Source organism: Gluconacetobacter johannae, assembly GCF_014174305.1.
GTDB lineage: Bacteria > Pseudomonadota > Alphaproteobacteria > Acetobacterales > Acetobacteraceae > Gluconacetobacter > Gluconacetobacter johannae.
Window position 1 is genome coordinate 41,900 of sequence record NZ_JABEQH010000005.1, and the last position, 19,556, is coordinate 61,455.

Here is a 19,556-nt window from a genome sequence, read left to right on the forward strand (position 1 = left end):
GTTCCTTCCCCTCAGACGCGGCGCAGGCTTCGAAAATCGATCTGGCGATGGAACTGGTAGGTAAAGCCGTCGATGTCCGGCGAAGTCACCGCATCCATGTTCGGCTGCCAGAGCATGATGAGCGGGACCTGATCGGCCAGAAGTGCGATCATCTTCCGGCAGGCGTCCTCGTATCGGGCTCTGTCGGTTTCGAAGCGCGCGGCGCCGGTCAGATCGACCATCCGTGGCGAGTTCCAGCTTGAGAAGTTCCAGCGCTGGTTGCGGGTGAAATAGAGGTAAAAGAAATAATACGTGCGCTGGATCCAGCCGGCGGCGGTGTCCGTGTAGAACGGCAGTCTTTTTTCGGCCTCGAGCGTATTGAACTCGGCATCCGGCAATTTGCGGATATCGACCCGGATGCCGATCCGCTTGAGGGCTTCCTGTATCAGCGCGGCCATGGGCTCCGCCGTCGTGGCCTGGCTGGTGGCGTAGGAGAAGGTCGTGGCGAACCCGTCGGGAAATCCGGCGTCGGCCAGCAGCTGTCGCGCCAGCGTCAGGTCCGTCGCCAGGGGCAGGGCCTGCGGGAAGGAAATATCGGACGGCGTTTCCCGCCAGCCCGCATCGAACAGAGGATGGCCCCGTCCGAACAGGCTGGCGGTAAACATGTCCTGATAGGGCAGTGCCGATGCGATGGCCTGCCGAACCTTCACATTGTCGAAGGGGGGGCTCTGCGTATCGAAGGCGAGGTGGGTGAAGCAGTTGCTCTGGAAAACCGAATTGATCCTGACACGCCTGCGGGCCATCATGGCGATGACGTCGTAGGCTTCCAGATCGATGACGATGTCCGCGTCGCCACGCTCGACCAGGCTGGCGCGTGTCGTGGCTTCGGGGACCGTCTGGCTGATGACCCGTTCGAAGAATGGCGATGTGCCGGCCGACCGGGCGCCCCACGCATCATTTCGAGTCAGGATGATATTGACGCCGGGGGTAAAGCGTTCGACCCGGTAGGCCCCTCCGGCGGCCGTATTCTGCTGCATCCACTGCTGGGCCCATGGATCGTCGGGCGTGGCATGTCGGCGGGCCAGCCGGCTGTTAATCATGATCGCGTACGGCATGGCGAGATTCGCCAGCGCCAGACGGTCCGGCCGGGGCAACAGGATTTCGATCGTGCGCGGTCCGGCAACCCGGAACTGTTCGGTCGATGTCAGGGATCCGCTGGAAAACTGTGGCGCGGTCAGGGATCTGGCCGAAACGCCACGGTCGAGAGACCATTTGACGTCGTCGATCGTCACCGGCGTTCCGTCATGCCATGTGGCGTCGGGACGCAGATGCAATGTGATCGTGCATCCGTCGTCGCTGATCTCGTACCGTTCGGCCAGTTCGCCCGTGATGATGTCCGGATCGAATGTCCAGATGGACCCGGATTGTTTTCTGCCGAACGTCACCAGCCGATCGTAGACATTCATGCTGACGCCAAACGATTCATGCGTGGCGCCCAGCATGGTCGGGTCCAGCGTGTTTACGGTATTTCCGGTAATATGCCGGAGGGTCGTGCCGTTCTGCCGTGCATCGGCCATGACAGGCAGGACAGCCGGGGCGGCGAAGGAAAGTGCGCCGAGAAGACCCTGCCTGCGGGTAATGCCCATGCCTCGTATTCCTTCATGGCCGATGCCGTCGCATGGCGTGCGGGATGTCACGCCCGCGACGGCCATCGAATCTCCGCCTGGCGGACGTCGTACCGCAGCAGGTCGTCCCAATAGACCTCGATATCGTCCCGGAACAGGTGGCTGGTGATGCCGCTGACCAGTTTCGGGACGGCGAATTTCATGGCGTTGATCGATGATCCGGATGGCCCGAAACTCATGGTCGACGCGATGGAGAAGAGATGGATATGTCTCAGCCAGGGCGTCAGGCCGGGTGTCTTTTCCTGCAGGGTGTAGTCCGTTCCCAGATACGGGAAACGTGACAGCCGCGGATTGCATTCGTCCGGCGGCGGCGCGTAGCGGTCCCCCCAACTGGCGATATTGTAGGCGACGCGGGACAGTTCGGGGCGGGCGCCCGGGTCGATCTCGATCCCGGTGCCGCAAATGGCGAAATCGGCCTGAAAGGTGCCGGTCGGGATTGTCAGTTCGACCCCGCCGGCGTGGGCGCGTGCGTCCGTCCACGGGCTTTGCGTATGCAGGAAGAAATTCGGATGGCGGGCGCAGCGGTCCCACGTCGCCTGCGGAAAGCCTTCACGCAGGCTCAGGACATGTTGCATGATCCGCCACTTCCACGCATCGTCCAGTTCCGAAAAGTGACAGAGGAAACCGGTAAATGTCAGCCACAGATACGGCTGGACAAGCTGAAGGTCCGGACGCCGGCAGAAGAGGTGGACCTCTTTCGCGCCGGCCTCTAGGGCCATGGCGGCGTTATCGAAAGCCGATGCCCCGGCGCCCAGCACGGCGACGCATTTATTGCGAAGGGCGGAAAAATCGATCGGATCGGCCGTATGGGCGCGCAACGCGGATGGCAGGTCCGCGATGAACGAGGGCATGGTCCAGCGCCCAAGGCTGTCCTGGCCCGTCGCCAGAACCAGCTTGCGCGTGTATCGGACCTGTTCGTCACCGGCAGCGTCGCGCAAGGTGACGGCGAGGTAATCGTCCCACGGTGCGACACCGGCCAGGCTCACGCCGTTATCGACCGGCAGGTCGAGCGTATCACGCAGCCAGAGCAGATATTCCGCCCAGTCTTCGCGCGGAATCAGGTTCAGATCGTCCCAGTCCTGCTTGCCGAATTTTTCCTCGTGCCATGTCTGGTACGTCAGGGCCGGAATGTCGAGGTCGGGGCCGGTGAATTCTTTCGGGCTTCTGAGGGTACGCATGCGCGCATAGGTCAGCCATGGCCCTTCCATGCCACGTTCGGCCTGATCGACGATCAGGAAATTCGTGACCTGTGCGCGTTGCAGGCCGAAGCCTGCGGCGATGCCGCTCTGGCCGGCCCCGACGATCAGGACGTCAAGAATGGGCGTTCCGTCAGGGCCGGGATGGGGAATGGTCCACGGGCGCTGGGGATGGGCGATCCGGGCCAGTTCGTCGCGGGCCCGATGACGCAGGGCCTGCAGGCGATGGTCACTGGCCTTGATCGGATCTTCATGCATGAAAAAGGGATGCTCCTGGATCCGATGCAGATGTCGAAAGGCTATCATTCCGGGTTCGACATGCAAGGCGGGTCCGGCAGGGTCTCTATGAAAAATGGACGGAGACTATTTTCAAAACTTATCGACAGGAAAGGGAGGAGGAGAAAGGGTGGCGCGGTCGAAACGTCCTGATGTATGCGTTCATCTTCGGGACAAGACGTTCCGTCATGGCCGTTGCCGCATGCGATCGCGACGGGCCTGTCCGCAGGACGGATAATATCTTTCTCTCTTTCGATGGATGGAGTTGCGAATGGACCTGGGACTGAATGGACGAACGGCTCTGGTTCTGGGGGCGAGCCGCGGCCTGGGACGGGCCGTTGCCAGGTCTCTTCTGGCGGAAGGCGTCGCGGTCTATGCGGGGGCGCGGAATCTGGACGCCGTGCGGGAATGGCAGGATGCATTGCCGCCGGAGCAGCGGGCGCGGGTCACGCCCGTCTCGCTCGACCTGTCCAGCGATGCATCCGTCATGTCCGCGGCCGAAACCGTGATCGCGGCGGGCGGGGTGGACATCCTGGTCAACAACAGCGGCGGCCCGCCGCCGGGGGCGGTCACGTCGCTGGGGCCGGATGTGTGGACGGCCCAGTTCAACATGATGGCCGGCCGGATCTTCCTGCTGACCAATCTGCTTCTGCCTGCGATGCAGAAGAAGAAATGGGGACGGGTCCTGACGGTGGCCTCGTCCGGGATCATCCAGCCGATTCCCAATCTGGCCCTGTCGAACAGTATCCGGTCCGCCATTTCCGGATGGTCCAAGACGCTCAGCAATGAGGTCGCGGCCGACGGAATTACGGTCAACATGGTCATTCCGGGCCGGATCCACACGGACCGGGTCGATCAGCTTGACGGTCTGGCGGCCCGCCGCCGGGGCCTGACGCCGGATGACATCGCAGCCGAATCCTGGAGCACGATTCCGGCCCATCGCTATGGTCGCCCCGAGGAATTCGCCGACGTCGTGACGTTTCTGGCGAGCGCGCGTGCGTCCTATATCACCGGCAGCAGCGTCCGCGTGGACGGCGGGCTGATCCGGAGCGTCTGAAGCGACGGAAGGGACGCCATCGCGGAATGGCGTCCCTTCCCCTGCCGGGGGGCTTACCCGGCGGCCGGGATCAGAAACCCCGTCAACGCCGGAAGATCGGGGCGGACGCCCCATCCCGGTTGTTCGCCAAGGCTGATGACACCCTCGACGGGGCACGGTCCGTCCCGGAAGAACGGCTGCCAGATCGCAATCTTCGCGATGGGCCATTCGACGAACCAGCTATTGGGTGTGGCGGCCAGCCAGTGGGCGTGCATGGCCACGTTGAGGGGGGTGGTGAAGGAATGGCTGCAGACCTGTGGCACATGCCGCGATGCCGCCTGCGCCGCCAGAATGCCGCAGCGGGTGATATCGGCCTGCAATACATCGACCAGCGGTACCACGCGCATCAGGCCGGGCAATCCGCATTCCCCTTCGCCCGAGGCGATCGGGACCGGGCTGGCCTGCTTCAGGCGCGCCTGTCCCTCGAGATCGTCGCGATCGAGCGGCTCTTCGATCCAGGCGAGGCCGAAGCGTTCGAAGGCCCGGGCACGGGCCAGGGCGGTCGCTTCGTCGAACGCCTGCGCGGCATCGACCATCAGGGTGGCGTCCGGGGCGGCGCGCCGTGCGGCTTCGAGAAAAGCGACATCGCCCTCTTCCGACTGGCCGAACGGTGGCCAGCCGATCTTGTGGGCGACAAAGCCGGCCGCACGTTCGGCGGCGATGCGGCGTTCGGTCAGCGCCGGTGTCGCGGCAACCTTGTCGCTGGCATAGCAGGGCAGGCGCATCCGTGGAGCGTCGTGCAAGAGCCGGGCGACCGGCAGCCTCGCGCGATGTCCCGCGAGATCCCACAAGGCCAGTTCGGCAGCGGCGATGGCCTGCATCACGGCGCCGTCGCGGCCGATCCACTGGGTGCCTTTCTCCATCCGGTGGCGCAGGGCCGCGATGTCGGAGGCATCCTGCCCCACCAGCAGCGCGCGCAGCCCCTGCGCCGTGACGTGGGTGGTCGGGGCGTCTATGGCCGCGCGGGACAGGTAGGGGCTGCCATGGGCTTCGCCCCACCCTTCCAGACCGTCCTCGGTGACGATGCGGAGAAGGAAGCATTCTTCCGTGCGGCCGCCCCCCGACAGGTGAAGCGGCAGACGGATGGCATAGGGTTCGACAGCTTCGATCCGGCTCATGATGACAGCACGCGGCTCAGGAAGGCCCGGCTGCGCTCCTCTTTGGGGTTGGTGAAGAAGGTTTCGGGCGCGTCCTCCTCGACGACCTGCCCGTTGGCCATCAGCACCACGCGGTCGGCGACCTTGCGTGCGAATCCCATCTCGTGCGTGACGACCAGCATGGTCATGCCGTCGGCGGCCAGGCTTTCCATGACGCGCAGGACCTCCTGAACCATTTCCGGATCCAGCGCGCTGGTCGCCTCGTCGAACAGCATGACGCGGGGCTTCATGGCCAGGGCCCGGGCGATGGCCACGCGCTGCTGCTGGCCGCCGGAAAGCTGGCCGGGATATTTGGCGGCATGATCGGCAAGGCCGACCTGCTTCAGCAATGCCTCGGCCTGCTGGCGGGCGATGGCGACCGGGGTCTTGAGAACGGTAACCGGGCCCTCCATCACGTTGCCCAGGGCCGAAAGATGCGGCCACAGGTTGAAGGACTGAAAGACCATGCCGACCGTCTGGCGCAGCCGGATCAGGTCGCGTTTCCGCTGGTTGCCGCCGATCGGTGTGCCGTCGATCAGGATTTCGCCCGTGCTGTGACGCTCGAGCTGATTGACGCACCGCAGCAGGGTCGATTTTCCGGCCCCCGAGGGGCCGATGATGGCGACGACCTGGCCTTCCTCGATGTCCAGCGAGACGTTTCGCAGCACCGGATGGGAACCGAACGTCTTGGAGACGTCCCGGAAGGATACGATGCTCATATCATTTCACCGTATAATAGCTGAGGCGACGTTCCAGGGACGTCTGGGCGATCTGCAGCAGGCTGGTCATGATGAGGTAGAGGATGCCGGTCATGAGCATGACCTCCACTACCTTGAACGTCGTGGAATAGATGCTCTGGGCCGTCTGCATCAGGTCGGGCACCGCGATGATCGAAACCAGCGACGAATTCTTGAGCAGCGTGATGGCCTGGCCGACATAGGGCGGCAGGGCCGGGCGCAGCGACAGGGGGATGACGATGCGCCGCAGGGTCTGCAGCGGCCCCATGCCGATCGCGATTGCGGCTTCGGTCTGTCCCGTGGGAATGGACTGAATGGCCGATCGGAAGATTTCGGAAAAATACGCCGAAGAATTCAGGCTCAGCGTCAGGATGCCCGCCGTCCACGGGTCGAGGCGGAGCCCCGTCATCGGCATGGCGTAGTAGATCGCGAACAACTGCAGCAGCAGGGGGGTGCCCCGCACGATCCAGACATAGATCCATGCGGCCGACGACAGGATCCGGCGGGACGACAGGCGCAGCAGGGCGATGCCAAGGCCCGCGACCGTGGAGAAGGCCAGCGAGGTGACGCTGATCCCGAACGTCACCTCGCAGGCCTTCAGCAGCCGCGGGCTATAGGTGACCATGAAATTCCAGTCGATCATCTGACGATACTCAAGCTTTGAACCAGCGGTCGGCAAGGGCCCTGGCCTGCCCGTCGGCCTGCCGGTCGGCAATGGCCTTCGAGACCGCCGACGCCAGGTCCGTCGCGCCCTTGGGCAGGATCATGGCGATGGGCTGCGGCCGGATGGCGCGCCCGACCACCTTCAACGGCAGGTTGTGGGTGTGAATGGCGTAGAGCGCGCCGGCCCGTCCCACGACGGCGCCGTCCAGCCGGCCGGACATCAGGTCCATGAGAATGTCGGGCAGGCCGGGATAGGAGCGTAGCGTGGCGGCATGGGCCATCTCGTTTGCCGTGGCTTCCAGGATGCTGCCCGATGCGGTGCCCACGACCAGACCTTTCAGGTCCTCGATCTCCTTGATCGTGGTGTTGTCCTGTCGCACGAGTACGGCGACGGAATCGGTCGTATAGGGTGCGGAGAACGCGAAATTCGCCTGGCGCTCGGGCGTGATTCGCACCGCGCTCATGACGCCGTCGAACTGCCCCGCCATCAGGCCGGGCAGGATGCCGTGCCATGCCAGGCATGAAAACCGGGCCTCGACCCCCAGACTCGCGCAGATCATCCTGGACCAGTCGATGTCGAAGCCCATGACCTGTCCATCCGGATCGACATAATTGTAAGGCGCGTCCAGACCGGTGGTCGCGATTCGCATATAGCCCTGGCGACGAATATCGTCCGCCGTGGGCGTCGCGGCCCGGGCCGTGCCGACAAGGCCGGATCCGATCGTGGCGGCGGCGCCAAGCATCAGGGAACGACGTCGAAGCATGGATCCTCCGTAATATGCGTGTCGTCCGCGCGGGGCGCGGAGGGTGTCTGGTGAACAGTCCGCGACGGCCTGTCCTGTCGGTTGGAAACGTTTCTCGGTCAAATTAATTTATCGAAAACGCTCCAGGCCCTGGCGGATCGCGCGCATCGGGATGATGCGCGCGATCCGCCGTGCGATCAGGCGCGGCCGTTCACGCGATAGAACGGCTCGCTGACATCCAGATAGGTCAGCATCTTGCGATGCCAGGCATGGAAATGGGGGCGCAGGGCGGCCAGAGCCGCAGTACGCTCCGGCGAAGCCGGCTTGGCCTCGTAATGCTTCACGTAGTCCCGGACCTCGGCGTACAGCGCCTCGACGTCCATGGTCGTGAAACGGCGATTCCGGATGACGATCTTGCCGTCGACGACGACGTCGGTCACGTCCTGGCCCTTGGCGCGCCAGACGAGAAGATCGGGAATGGCCAGCCTGTCCGACGTCCACGGATCATGCAGCATGGACGCCGTGTCCAGAATCGCGGCATCGGCGGGGGCGCCCGGTTGCAGCGTTCCATGCAGACGATCGAAACCAAGGGTTCTGGCCGCATTGACCGTGCCCATGGACAGGATCTGCGCCGAGGTCAGGGCGGGGGTCTCGCCAAGGTCGAAGCCCGGCACGCGTGAGAGCACCGCCGACATGCGTAGTTCCATGAACGGATCGTCGTCGTCGTTCAGCGACTTGTCGTCGATCCCCAGCGCGACGTTCACGCCCTGCTTCATCATATGCCAGATCGGGGAAATGCCGTTGCGGACATGAAGGTTACAGGACGCATGATGGGTGGTGCTGGTGCCGCGCGCGGCAATCAGTTCGATATCGCGTTCGGACAGCCATACGGCATGGCCAAGGGTCGTGTTCGTCCCCAGCACGCCCAGGCGGTCGAGATGTTCGACGAGCGAGCAGCCGAAGGTCTTGATGCTCCAGGCCCGCTGATGCGGCGTCTGCAGTGTATGGATATGGATGGGCGTATTGTCGTGGGCGGCGGCGCTGTCGCGGATTCGCGTGAAAAAATCGTCGGTGGTGCCGTGGGCCCATGACGGCCCGTGGAGGACGCGGGTCATCGGCGAATTATCCGAGGCATGGAGCGTCTCGAACAGATTCATGTAGTCGTCGGCGATCGCCTTCGCATCGTATCGCGTCATCGGCGTCACGAATTCCCGCAGTTCCGGCGGGAGCGTGTCGACGAACCCTTCCTCGTCGATGCAGAACCGGTTACGGTCCCGGACGGCAGGGGAATAGGCCAGGCGGATCCCGGATGTGCGGTAGCTGCCGATCGCCAGATGCGCGTTTTCCAGCGCCTTCGGCCCTTCGTCATTCCAGCCCGTGTGGTGGATGCTGGTGCAGCCCATACGTAGATGCCGTACGGCCGAAAGGGCGGCGCAGAGATCGTTGGGCAGGTACACCATGGACGACCAGTCGAGAAACGCGTTCTCGAGATAGTCGTACAGGACGCCTTTCTGGATGGGTGAGAGCCCGCGTCCGTGGGAATGGGCATCGATCAGGCCCGGCATGACAATGGAGGTCGCGCCGCCGACGACCTCGTCATCGGGGTATCTTTCGCGCAGCGCGGACCATGTCCCGACTTCGGCCACCCGATTGTCAATGACGTGAATCGCGGCGTCCTTGATGATTGTCTGCGGATCGACGACGACCCACCCACCTCTGATTAGCATCGATACCTCATGAAAAGAAAAGATTTTTCTATATTTGAGTATTAAACATCGTTAATTGTCGGAAGGTTTCGCATCAGGGCCCGTACATATTCGGATCGTTGCGATACCTTTACCCCGTCATCCCGCATGTGACGTCATGCGGCACACATGACCGCGCATGCGGATGAAGATGAATGAAGGGCCGATAGGCAGCAGAAAATTTACGATATAGCAAGAGAAGATTCTTTCCTTCCCAAAGGCCTTCGGGTGAAGGGAATTGAAACCCTTTGTAACGTCACGTCAGTGATCCTGTGCGACGTCAATTCGAATGGCCGCCGATGAAAACTGGACTATGTGATGTTTGATTGCCGGCCTGTTTCATTTTGTTGTGGCACAATTTATCCGACTCTCAGCCGGGTTGAAAGAGACTTCGCCCCCTTCGTGGTGGCGGAGACGTATGGATTTAAGGTGTTGAATCAGAAGAATAATTCTGAAAATTTCGAATCGGCGGGGCGTGCCCTATAACTCCTCGGTATAGTGTGCCCGATATGATGATAGCGAACCTAATTGCTGATCCGGCAGCGGCTATGCTTACCTTGTGACGATAACGCAACATACCAGCGTGGCTTATCTGGAAATCCGGTCATGGAACGGAAAAGGCGCGCTCGGAATTAGAAATATAACTTGTACCTCGGAACGTAATCGGAGGATGGAATGCTGATGAAGAAGGAATTCGGCGTTATGGTGCCCCTGTCGATTTCTCGACTGATACTTCTTTCTACCACGGTTTTGAGCATTGCCGGCGCGATGCCCGCTGCCCGTGCGGCCACTGCCGCCGCGCCCGTCGCGTCACAGCCCGATGCCAGCCATGGCAAGGGGACGGCGAAGGCCGTCGCGAAGCCGGCGTCGAAATCCGCCCCTGCGTCGTCGGCTGGAGACGATTCCACGATCGACGGAAGCGGTAGCGCCGAGGACGTGGCGGTTACCGGGTTGACGCACCGTTCCGCCGGTGGCGGCCTGCTGGCCATTTCGAACAGCGTGAAATCGTCGGTTGCATCCACGCGCGCCTATATCCAGACCCAGCCGGCGACGACCAATCCCCAGCGATTGATCGCCATGCAACCGGGCGCCGTCGTGGCGTCGCAGGACCCCTATGGCGTGCAGCCGGGCGGCATCACGGTTCGTGGACTGAACAACAACGAAATCATCTGGCTTTTCGAAGATTCCCCCATCACCAACGACGGGACCTTCTATCCCAACGAAGCCGTCGACGCCCTGAACCTTGAAGAAGTGCGGCTGAGCCCCGGCTCGACCAATTTCGATGTGCCGGGTTCCAACGGCGCGGCGGGCACCATTCGCATGGCGCTCCATGATCCGTCGCACAAGATGGGTGGAATGGTGAACGTCACCTATGGATCGTACGACACGCGGCAGGTGTTCGGACGGTTCGAAACGGGCGATATCGGGCATACGGGCCTGCGCGCGTTCGTGTCTTACTCGAATTTCCTGGGTAACGACTGGCGCGGTCCGGGCAATACCTGGCGGCAGCACGTCGATTCGAAGATCATCAAGGACTGGCACAACGGCAGCCAGACCGCGCTGTCGGTCGAATGGACGGACCTCAATTTCCAGCTCGAGCGTCCGCCGACCATGGCGGCGTGGAATACGTATGGCAAAAACTACAATTATACCTCGACCTTCACGCCCGGCGACACGAACTATTACAAGCTGCACCAGAACGTCTACGAGGGCATGTTCGCGACCCTGAACAACAAGATCATCCTGCGTCACAACCTGATGCTGAACGTGGCGCCGTACATCTATTACGCCCGCGCGGCTGCGCCGGGTGCCGTGAATCTGTCGCCCACGTCGGCCTATACCGGAACGCAGAAGATCCAGGGTCTTCAGCTCGAGACCCAGAACGGACCGACCGCGAACTCTGCCACCCTCTATTCCGGATCGCCGGCGCTGTTCCTGCGCTCGGGCATCAATGCCAGCCTGGCCTGGGATATCGACCGTCATAACAGGTTCATCTTCGGCGACTGGTATGCCTTCACCGAGCAGTCCTCGTTCGGGCAGTTCAATTATCTGGACGCCTCCGGTTCGCCCCTGAGCCTGTGGGGGGCACGCAGCTCGGCCGTTTACCTGCCCAACGGCAAGATCTATTCGTTCGCCGACGTCCTGAACCGCGTCCAGACCGACCAGATCTTTCTGGGCGACCGGATGAACTATCTCGATCACCGGCTGTCGCTGGAATTCGGCTTCAAATATCTGTTCTATCGGGCGCAGAACTTCAACCGTATCCCGGGCGTCACCTACAACACCAACAACAACCAGACGGCGCCCATGCCCAGCCTCGGGGCGCGCTACGATTTCAACAGCCATCACGAGGTCTTCCTCGATGCGGGGGTGAATTCGCGGGTGCCGGATCCCAGCCAGATCGCGGACTCGGTTTCGGCGACGACGGGCAAAATTACGGGACGGGCCTCCCGCGACCAGAAGATCGAGAACTCGATCATCGAGGAGCTCGGCTATCGTTATAACGACAATTACCTGACCGCCCAGGCGACTTTATTCAATTACAATTTCACGAACCGCCAGGTTTCCACCGTCGTCAACCAGAACAACACACTGGTCACCCAGTATGTGAACGCCGGTGGCCAGACCAGCCGTGGCGCCGACGTGTCCGTAGGGTCGCGGCCGTTCCATCATTTCTCGCTTTTCCTCTCGGGCGAGTATCTGCATGCGACGATCGATAACAACGTACCCCGGCAGGGGACCTATCTGCCCACAGCCGGCAAGACGGCGACGGGTTCGCCGACCTGGACCGGAAATGTCAGTCTGAGCTACGATGACTCGAAGTTCTTCGGCAACATCCAGATGCACTACGTCAGCGGGCAGTATGCGACGTTCATGAACGACGAGAAGCTGCCGGGCTACAAGACGGTGGATATGTCACTGGGCTATCGTTTCCCCAACGTGGGGCCGGTCAAGGCGCCGAAGCTTCAGCTGAACCTCGTGAATTTGACAAACAATCATTACCTGGCAGGAATTTACAGCACCCAGTTCAATGCCAAGACAACCCGTGCCGTGAACGGGACCATGGTTTCGGGAAGCGCGCCGCTTTATATCGTGGGGTCGGGCTTTGCCGCCATGTTCTCCGTCTCGGCCGCCCTGTAAGAAAAGGCCGCCCCGTTCGGGGCAGCCTGTTCATTTTATGCCTCTCCCCAGAGGTACGATCTGTTATCGTTTTTGCACGAAATCTCTTGATGGAGTTGAGCATTGGCCTGGAACAATCTTCCTATCGACCCTGCGGGGCTGTCCATCCGGCAGGAACTGGCGGCGATCTTCCGGATCCTTGCACATTTTCGTATGACCGACCTGATCCACACCCATGCCTCGGCGCGGGTGCCGGACAAATCGAATGCACTGCTGATTAACAGGTACAATCTTCTCTTCGATGAGGTCACGGCGTCCAGCCTGATCGAAATCGACGAAAGCGGTGCGCTGATCCCCGAATATGAAGGGGCGGACATCAACGACGCCGGCTGCAACATCCACAGCGCCATTCATGAGGCGCTGCCCGACGTCGGGGTGGTGATTCACACCCATACGCGCGCCGGCGCCGCGGTGTCGGCGCAGCGCCACGGGCTGTTGCCGATCAGCCAGCAGGCCATGATGTTCCACGGTGCGGTCGGATACCACGAGTTCGAAGGGTTCGTCCTCTCGCGGTCCGAGCGGGCCAGTCTGGTGCGTGATCTGGGGAACCACAAGGCCGTCATCCTGCGTAACCATGGCCTCATCGCGGTGGGATCGACGGCGGCCGAGGCGTGGAACCGCATCTACAATATCGAACGCGCCTGCGAGATTCAGGTGGCGGCGCTGGCCGGCGGGTCGGAACTGGTGGTGCCGCCCGAGGCGATCCAGACCCGGATGGGGCAACAGGCGGTTTCCGACAAGCAGCTCTATATCGAGCGGATGGCGTGGAACGCCTGCCTGCGCCTGATCGAAAACGTGGGAACGGATTTTCGCCTGTAACAGGCGGTGGGGGCAGGGGCCATCCTATCGGGTGCTCCTTGCCCGATAGGAGGGGGCGACCCGCCCTGTGGCCTCCCTGTCCCGCAGGTGAGCCCTGTGGGTGGCCGTTGCCTGCCGGGGGAGACATTATGGACCATTACGACCTGATCCTGCACAATGGCGTTGTGATTGCCGACGGACGCTGCCGGGCCGATGTCGGATGCATCGGCGGAAAAATCGCTGCGATCGGAGACCTCCGTACCGCGTCGGGGGTGCAGGTCATCGACTGCACGAACCTGACGGTCCTGCCGGGATTGATCGATCCGCACGTGCATCTGCGCGACCCGGGCGACCCGCGCGTGGAAACCTTCCTGGGCGGCACGCGCGGTGCGGTGCTGGGTGGCATCACCACGCTGTTCGACATGCCCAACACGGCCGAACCCGTCACCAGCCGCGACCGGCTGGAACGGAAAATCGAACTGATGTCGGGCCAGATCTGGTGTGACGTTGGACTGTATCTGGCAGCCACCAAAACCAATTCGGTGGAACTGGGGATGCTGGAGCAGCAGGAGAACGTCTGCGCCATCAAGGTTTTCCTGGGATCCGCCAAGGGCGAGCTGCTGGTGGATGACGATGCCAGCGTCGAGACGATCATGCGTGATGGCGCGCGGCGCATCTGTTTCCATTCGGAGGACGAATCGCGTCTGCAGGAGCGGAAAAAACTGTTCACGGCCGGTGGTCCTCATCGGCTGCATGCCGACTGGCATGATGTGGAATGCGCTTTCCTGGGGACGCGCCGGCTGGCGGCGCTGGCCCGGCGCACGGGGCGGCCGATCCACATCCTGCATGTCTCCACGGCGGAAGAGCTGTCCTATCTCCGGGATTTCCGCGACCTTGTGACGACCGAACTGCTGGTCAATCACCTGACGCATTTCGGGCCGGATATTTACGACACGCACGGTGGGTTCGCGGTCATGAATCCGCCCATCCGGGACAGGCGGCATTATGATGCCGCATGGGCGGCAGTGCGCGATGGCATGGTGGATTGCATCGGGTCCGATCACGCCCCCCATTCCCGCGAAGCGAAGGAACGGCCGTGGCCGGAAACGGCAGCGGGTCTTACGGGCGTTCAGACACTGGTTCCGGTCATGCTGAATCATGTCAGCGAAGGGCGATTGAGCCTGGAGCGCATGGTCCAGCTGATGGCTGAAGGACCTGCCCGCGTCTACGGTCTGGCGAACAAGGGCCGGATCGCCATCGGATACGATGCCGATTTTACGGTGGTGGATCCCGGCCACCGTCGCGTCATCGAGCAGGACTGGATCGCATCCCCCTGCGGCTGGACGCCGTTTGACGGGTACGAGTGCACGGGCTGGCCGGTCATGACGGTGGTCCGGGGCCAGGTCGTGATGCGTGAGGATGAGGTGCTGGGTTCCCCATCCGGCCGGCCGGCGGTCTTTTCCACGGCAGGATTGTCGTAGCTTCGGCCTCCTGCCATAACACTCGGGAGTGGCCCGTGCCGTCTTTGCTGAATTACGACGACTATCGGACGCGCGCCAGATCCGTCCTGCCCCGGGGGCTCTTCGAATATATCGATCGGGGCACGGAAGACGAGAACGCGCTGCGTTATCTCCGCCGGGGCTTCGATCGTGTCATGCTGATGCCGTCGGTTCTGGCCGGCGCGCCGGTCCCCGAGTTGTCCACCCCTCTGTTCGGTCGCGTCTCGGCCCTGCCGATCGCGATCGCACCGACGGCGCTGGCGGGCATGGTGTGGCATGATGGCGAAATCGAACTGGCGCGGGCGGCGGCCCGATGTGGCATTCCCTTCTGTGTCGCGACGCAGTCGATCACGACGATCGAGCGGATACGGGCCGGCGCACCCGATGCCAACCTCTGGTTTCAGCTTTACGTCTGGAATGATGTGTCCCTGTCCTATGCGCTGATACGACGCGCACGTGCCAGCGGGGTCAGGACGTTGGTCGTGACGGCGGATACGCCGGTGCCGCTGAACCGCGAATACAATGCGCGAAATGGCTTCACGGTACCGTTCCGGTGTTCGGTGCCCGGAATGCTGGATCTTGCGCGTCATCCACGTTGGGTGGCGCGGGTTCTTCTGCCCCTTCTGGCCACGTCCGGCGTGCCGCGCTACGGACATTATCCCTCTGGCCTTGAGGGGAATGTGATGCGGGCATCGGCATCCGCCGTGGGGCTGAAGCGGTCGCTCGACTGGCAGGACATCGTCGAGCTGCGGCAGCGATGGGATGGGGAGCTGATCGTCAAGGGCATCGTGAATGTCGAGGATGCGCGCAGGGCGGCACAACTGGGTGTCGACGGAATCGTGGTCTCGGTCCACGGCGGTCGGAATCTCGACCCCCAGCCCGGACCAATCGACGTGCTGCCGCGGATTGCCGAGGCCGTTGGGGGGCGGATGACGATCATGGCCGACAGCGGCGTGCGCCGGGGAACCGATATCCTGAAATACCTTGCCCTCGGGGCGCAGATGGTCCTGGTGGGGCGGGCGGGCCTGTACGGGCTTGCATCAGGGGGCGAGGCCGGCGCCGTCGCCATGATCGGGATGCTGCGTAACGAAATGGAGACGGCGATGGCCCTTCTGGGAAAGGGCCGGCCGGCGGATATCCAGCTGTTTTCCCTGTCCTGACGGCCGGGCAACGCCCGTGCCACAGGTCATGGGTCCTGCGTCGCGATCACCGCACGCACCTCGTTGAGGAATGTGTGGGCCAGTCGTGTGAGAGAACGGTTCTCGGCCCAGACGACCGACGCGGAAACGGAAATCTGCGGACGAAACGGCCGGTGAACCAGAGAGAACCGCCCGGCGGATGACGCGGTGAGGGGATCGACCACGGCGACACCCACCCCTGCATCGGCCAGGACGCACGCCGTGAGGCCATATCTGACCTCGACGGAAAAATGGAATTCCTCTTCCGCCTGCTCGAATGATTCACGAAGGGCGCTTCCCAGTTTTGTCCCGCCTTCCAGGGCGATAAAGGCCTGTCGGCGCAGATCCCGCGGCGTGATGACATCGAGTTCGGTCAGCGGATGGGTGGCCTGCATGACGCAGATCATCTCGCCCTCGTACATGACTTCGGAGCGGATGCCGGGCTGTTCCGCAAAGCCCATGATAAAGCCGAGTTCGGCCTGGTGCGTCTCGATGCTCTCGATGATTTCTTCGTACCGCTTCACGTCGAAGAAGGTCCGGACGCGCGGGCGGCGGATCTGCATCACATGGATCGATTTCGCGATGACGCCATATCCAAGCGGTGGTGTTGCAACAACCCGAAGCTGCCCGGCCCGGTTGTCACGAAGGTCGCGGATTCGGCTTTCCAGGCGTTTGTGGATCTCGAAAATCGACTCGGCGTCCGCCAGCAGGATTTTTGTTTCCGCGGTTGGATAAATGCGGTTATTGACACGCTGGAACAGGGCGAAACCAACCTGTTCCTCCATCGCCTTGAGGGCATTGCTGATGGCGGGCTGGGACAGCCCAAGGGCACGGCCGGTTGCAACCGTCGTATTGTAACGAACGATGGCGCGCAAAATTTCGAGCTGCCGCAAATTCATCGATAACCACCACGAATAGTATGAGGCGTTTTATCATGGTGAAACCAATTGCTAAAGCGAAATTCATCCGATAGCGTTACAAAAATGGATCACGCTCTGATACGTCGCGACATGGAACCTTCGTTCGATCCGGCTCGTCCAGAGCGGCGTGTCATGACGCGCGTGCCGGTTGTCCGGCGTCTGATAATGTTTCATTTTTCCTTATGATGTAACGATATTGCGTAATGTGTCTGCCCTGTACATACGGGAAGATCGCGTGAAATAAGGTCGCCCATGCGGGCGCCCGCCATTGCCGGGATTTTGTTGAGAATGAAGACATTGTGGCTCGACCGTCGCCCGCGCATCGTATGCGCGCATCCGCTGTACGATCTGAAGGCGGCGCTGGACATCCGGCAGGACGATTCGGTGTGCACACAGGTGTTTTCGCTTTCGGATCTCGATAACTATATAGAAGAAGCCGAAATCCTCTGCATTTCGATGCTGTGGAAGGACTATCTTCTCGATCGCGCGCCGCGACTGAAGCTGGTGCAATCCATCAGCGCAGGCGTGGACCATTTTCCACAGAAGGTGCTGCAGGACCGGAACATCCCGCTGTGTAGCGCGCGTGGCGTGAACGCGCGGGCGGTGTCGGAGCATGTTCTCTCGTTCATCCTGAACATATCCCGCCGCCTCTTCGAGGCGCGAGACGACCAGAAGGCCGGACTATGGCGTACGCCGGTGCGGGACGCCACGAACCGTGTTCAGGAACTGACCGGAAAGCGCGTTCTGGTTGTCGGCCTTGGCAGCATCGGCCGGCGCGTCGCCCATCTTTGTCAGGCGTTCGACATGACGGTGGCCGGGGTGCGTCGCACCGTGGTGCAGGAGGTGGAGGACGGCATTCATATCGTCGCGTCGGATCGGCTGCACGAAGCCGTGGCCGAGGCCGATTTCGTGGTCCTGAGCTGCCCCCTGACACCGGAAACGCACGGCCTGGTCGATGCCGCGTTCCTGTCGTCCATGCGGCGGGATGCGTATCTGATCAACGTGTCGCGCGGCAAGGTTGTGGACGAAGCAGCGTTGTTGGACGCCCTGGACAAGGGGACGATTGCCGGCGCGGCGCTGGATACGTTTGTGGATGAACCCCTGCCTGAGGGTTCGACGTTCTGGTCCAGGGAAAATGTGATCGTCACCCCCCATAATGCAGGCGACAGTCAGTTCTATGCACGCAATGTCGTGGACATCCTGCTCGACAATATAACCAACATGGAAAATGGGACGCCTTTGCGAAACAGGGTCGTGTAAGCGTCCGGCGAAACAATATTTGTTGTATTTTTAATAGATCCGTTTTTTCCCATGCGTGAGGCAGGTCCATGAATTCACGAAAAATGAAACTGGGATTGTTCTTCGAGCCGTCGGGACGCCATATCAGCGCCTGGCGCCATCCGAAAGCACACCCCCAGGCCAGCGTCAGCACCGAAAATCTGGTGCAGATCGCGCAGGCCGCCGAACGGGGATTGATGGATTTCGTCTTTATCGCGGACACGAACAATGTCTGGGAAGACATGGAGTATTTCAAGAGAATCGAGCGCGCATCGGTCATCGATCCGATGCTTGTGCTGACGGTGCTGTCGCAGCATACGAAACATGTCGGCCTCATCGCGACGATCTCGACAACCTACACGCAGCCGTTTCACCTGGCGCGGAGTTTCGCCTCCCTCGATCTGGTCAGCCACGGCCGGGCGGGCTGGAACGTCGTGACCTCCATGTTCCCCGGTGAATCCAAGAATTTTGTCGGCGACCGTCATATGGCGCACGCCGACAGATATAAAAGAGCCGAGGAATTTGTGGATGTCGTGAAAGGGCTCTGGAGGAGCTTCGATCATGACGCATTCGTCCGGGACAAGGAAAGCGGCCTTTACGTCGATCCGGAAAAGATGCATGTGCTGAATCATGTCGGCGAGTTCTTCTCGGTCCGGGGACCCCTCAACGTTCCCCGTTCCGAGCAGGGGCATCCGGTCATCGTTCAGGCGGGTTCCTCCGGGCCCGGGCGGGACCTGGCGGCCCGTACCGCGGAAGTCGTGTTCACCGCGATGCAGAAACTGGAAGAGGCTTCGGCCTTCTATCAGGATCTGAAAGGGCGACTGGCCCAGTACGGCCGCACCGAAAATGAGTTGCTGATCCTTCCAGGGGTCTCTCCGATCATGGGGGAGACCGAGAGCGAGGCGCAGGAGAAATACGAGGAACTGCAGTCGCTTCTTCATCCTGCGGTCGGTATCTCGCTTCTCTCGACGTTGCTGGGCGGGTTCGATCTTTCCGGATATCCGGTGGATGGCCCGCTTCCGGAGATTCCGGAGACCGAGGCCGGAAAGGGGCGTCAGGTCGTTATCGTCGAGCAGGCCAGGCGGGAGAATCTGACGATCCGCCAGCTGTACGAGAAAATCATCTGCGGCCGTGGCCACTGGCAGCCGATCGGCACCTATAAGCAGGTGGCCGACCAGTTGGAAGAATGGTTCGTCAACCGGGGGGCGGACGGGTTCAATATCATGCCGCCATCCCCACCGGACCTGGAGAAATTCTGCCGGTTCGTGATACCGGAACTGCAGCGCCGCGGCCTGTTCAGGACAGAATATGAGGGCGGTACCCTGAGAGAAAATCTGGGGCTTCGTATAGCCTGATTGTTTCAAGACGTGCTTTGAGAGGCCGATATGCCCATCGACGAAGATGCATTGCATAGAAAGATTATCCTGAGGCTGGTCCCTCTTTTGAT

General features: G+C 61.8%; 15 protein-coding genes. 7 read left to right on the plus strand and 8 right to left on the minus strand.

Going from position 1 to position 19,556, the window contains the following annotated elements; genetic code table 11:
* Positions 1-11 precede the first annotated feature (11 nt).
* Positions 12-1,625, minus strand: coding sequence for an ABC transporter substrate-binding protein (locus HLH21_RS04575; RefSeq protein ID WP_182941777.1), 1,614 nt, complete (start codon positions 1,623-1,625; stop codon positions 12-14).
* 47 nt (positions 1,626-1,672) lie between these two features.
* On the minus strand, positions 1,673-3,118 hold the full coding sequence (locus HLH21_RS04580; protein ID WP_182941779.1) for an NAD(P)-binding domain-containing protein: 1,446 nt from the start codon (positions 3,116-3,118) through the stop codon (positions 1,673-1,675).
* Positions 3,119-3,407: 289 nt separating this feature from the next.
* On the opposite strand from HLH21_RS04580, the gene HLH21_RS04585 reads away from it, so the two are divergent.
* Positions 3,408-4,193: an SDR family oxidoreductase gene (locus HLH21_RS04585; RefSeq protein WP_182941781.1), complete on the plus strand. Its 786-nt coding sequence runs from the start codon at positions 3,408-3,410 to the stop codon at positions 4,191-4,193.
* A 53-nt stretch (positions 4,194-4,246) separates the two neighbouring features.
* Here the strand turns inward: HLH21_RS04585 and HLH21_RS04590 are convergent, their stop codons facing one another.
* The 5 genes from HLH21_RS04590 to HLH21_RS04610 form a co-directional block, all read right to left on the minus strand.
* Positions 4,247-5,350 (minus strand): mandelate racemase/muconate lactonizing enzyme family protein, encoded by a 1,104-nt coding sequence (locus HLH21_RS04590; RefSeq protein ID WP_182941783.1) that lies wholly within the window; start codon positions 5,348-5,350, stop codon positions 4,247-4,249.
* Complete coding sequence (locus HLH21_RS04595; RefSeq protein WP_182941784.1) at positions 5,347-6,087, minus strand: amino acid ABC transporter ATP-binding protein; 741 nt, start codon at positions 6,085-6,087, stop codon at positions 5,347-5,349. The genes HLH21_RS04590 and HLH21_RS04595 overlap by 4 nt, the downstream gene beginning before the upstream one ends.
* Position 6,088: 1 nt before the next feature.
* Positions 6,089-6,748, minus strand: coding sequence for an amino acid ABC transporter permease (locus HLH21_RS04600; RefSeq protein WP_182941786.1), 660 nt, complete (start codon positions 6,746-6,748; stop codon positions 6,089-6,091).
* A 10-nt stretch (positions 6,749-6,758) separates the two neighbouring features.
* A complete protein-coding gene (locus HLH21_RS04605) occupies positions 6,759-7,532 on the minus strand; it encodes a substrate-binding periplasmic protein (protein WP_182941787.1) in 774 nt (257 codons plus the stop codon).
* Between the two features lie 176 nt (positions 7,533-7,708).
* The gene (locus tag HLH21_RS04610) at positions 7,709-9,238 is read right to left on the minus strand and encodes an amidohydrolase family protein (protein ID WP_182941789.1); all 1,530 of its coding nucleotides are present in this window, start codon (positions 9,236-9,238) and stop codon (positions 7,709-7,711) included.
* Positions 9,239-9,937: 699 nt separating this feature from the next.
* Between HLH21_RS04610 and HLH21_RS04615 the strand changes: the two genes are divergently transcribed.
* The 4 genes from HLH21_RS04615 to HLH21_RS04630 all read left to right on the plus strand — a co-directional run bounded on the left by HLH21_RS04615 (position 9,938) and on the right by HLH21_RS04630 (position 15,893).
* Complete coding sequence (locus HLH21_RS04615) at positions 9,938-12,397, plus strand: TonB-dependent receptor (protein WP_182941791.1); 2,460 nt, start codon at positions 9,938-9,940, stop codon at positions 12,395-12,397.
* A 102-nt stretch (positions 12,398-12,499) separates the two neighbouring features.
* A complete protein-coding gene (locus tag HLH21_RS04620; RefSeq protein ID WP_182941793.1) occupies positions 12,500-13,255 on the plus strand; it encodes a class II aldolase/adducin family protein in 756 nt (251 codons plus the stop codon).
* Positions 13,256-13,383: 128 nt separating this feature from the next.
* Positions 13,384-14,715 (plus strand): dihydroorotase, encoded by a 1,332-nt coding sequence (locus HLH21_RS04625; RefSeq protein ID WP_220789679.1) that lies wholly within the window; start codon positions 13,384-13,386, stop codon positions 14,713-14,715.
* A gap of 35 nt (positions 14,716-14,750) precedes the next feature.
* Positions 14,751-15,893, plus strand: a complete 1,143-nt coding sequence (locus tag HLH21_RS04630; RefSeq protein WP_182941795.1) for an alpha-hydroxy acid oxidase — start codon at positions 14,751-14,753, stop codon at positions 15,891-15,893.
* 26 nt (positions 15,894-15,919) lie between these two features.
* Here HLH21_RS04630 and HLH21_RS04635 read toward each other — a convergent pair whose 3' ends face one another.
* Entirely contained in the window at positions 15,920-16,810 is an 891-nt protein-coding gene (locus HLH21_RS04635; RefSeq protein WP_182941797.1) for a LysR family transcriptional regulator, read from the minus strand.
* Between the two features lie 273 nt (positions 16,811-17,083).
* Between HLH21_RS04635 and HLH21_RS04640 the strand changes: the two genes are divergently transcribed.
* Entirely contained in the window at positions 17,084-18,091 is a 1,008-nt protein-coding gene (locus HLH21_RS04640) for a D-2-hydroxyacid dehydrogenase (RefSeq protein ID WP_246379230.1), read from the plus strand.
* Between the two features lie 83 nt (positions 18,092-18,174).
* Positions 18,175-19,464 (plus strand): LLM class flavin-dependent oxidoreductase, encoded by a 1,290-nt coding sequence (locus HLH21_RS04645; RefSeq protein ID WP_246379232.1) that lies wholly within the window; start codon positions 18,175-18,177, stop codon positions 19,462-19,464.
* Positions 19,465-19,556: the final 92 nt, after the last annotated feature.

Bases quoted from the DNA above. Each gene is read 5' to 3' on its own strand.
- HLH21_RS04575 (WP_182941777.1), bottom strand. From the start codon at position 1,625: ATGGGCATTACCCGCAGGCAGGGTCTTCTCGGCGCACTTTCCTTCGCC.
- HLH21_RS04580 (WP_182941779.1), bottom strand. From the start codon at position 3,118: ATGCATGAAGATCCGATCAAGGCCAGTGACCATCGCCTGCAGGCCCTG.
- HLH21_RS04585 (WP_182941781.1), top strand. From the start codon at position 3,408: ATGGACCTGGGACTGAATGGACGAACGGCTCTGGTTCTGGGGGCGAGC.
- HLH21_RS04590 (WP_182941783.1), bottom strand. From the start codon at position 5,350: ATGAGCCGGATCGAAGCTGTCGAACCCTATGCCATCCGTCTGCCGCTT.
- HLH21_RS04595 (WP_182941784.1), bottom strand. From the start codon at position 6,087: ATGAGCATCGTATCCTTCCGGGACGTCTCCAAGACGTTCGGTTCCCAT.
- HLH21_RS04600 (WP_182941786.1), bottom strand. From the start codon at position 6,748: ATGATCGACTGGAATTTCATGGTCACCTATAGCCCGCGGCTGCTGAAG.
- HLH21_RS04605 (WP_182941787.1), bottom strand. From the start codon at position 7,532: ATGCTTCGACGTCGTTCCCTGATGCTTGGCGCCGCCGCCACGATCGGA.
- HLH21_RS04610 (WP_182941789.1), bottom strand. From the start codon at position 9,238: ATGCTAATCAGAGGTGGGTGGGTCGTCGTCGATCCGCAGACAATCATC.
- HLH21_RS04615 (WP_182941791.1), top strand. From the start codon at position 9,938: ATGAAGAAGGAATTCGGCGTTATGGTGCCCCTGTCGATTTCTCGACTG.
- HLH21_RS04625 (WP_220789679.1), top strand. From the start codon at position 13,384: ATGGACCATTACGACCTGATCCTGCACAATGGCGTTGTGATTGCCGAC.
- HLH21_RS04635 (WP_182941797.1), bottom strand. From the start codon at position 16,810: ATGAATTTGCGGCAGCTCGAAATTTTGCGCGCCATCGTTCGTTACAAT.
- HLH21_RS04640 (WP_246379230.1), top strand. From the start codon at position 17,084: ATGCGGGCGCCCGCCATTGCCGGGATTTTGTTGAGAATGAAGACATTG.
- HLH21_RS04645 (WP_246379232.1), top strand. From the start codon at position 18,175: ATGAAACTGGGATTGTTCTTCGAGCCGTCGGGACGCCATATCAGCGCC.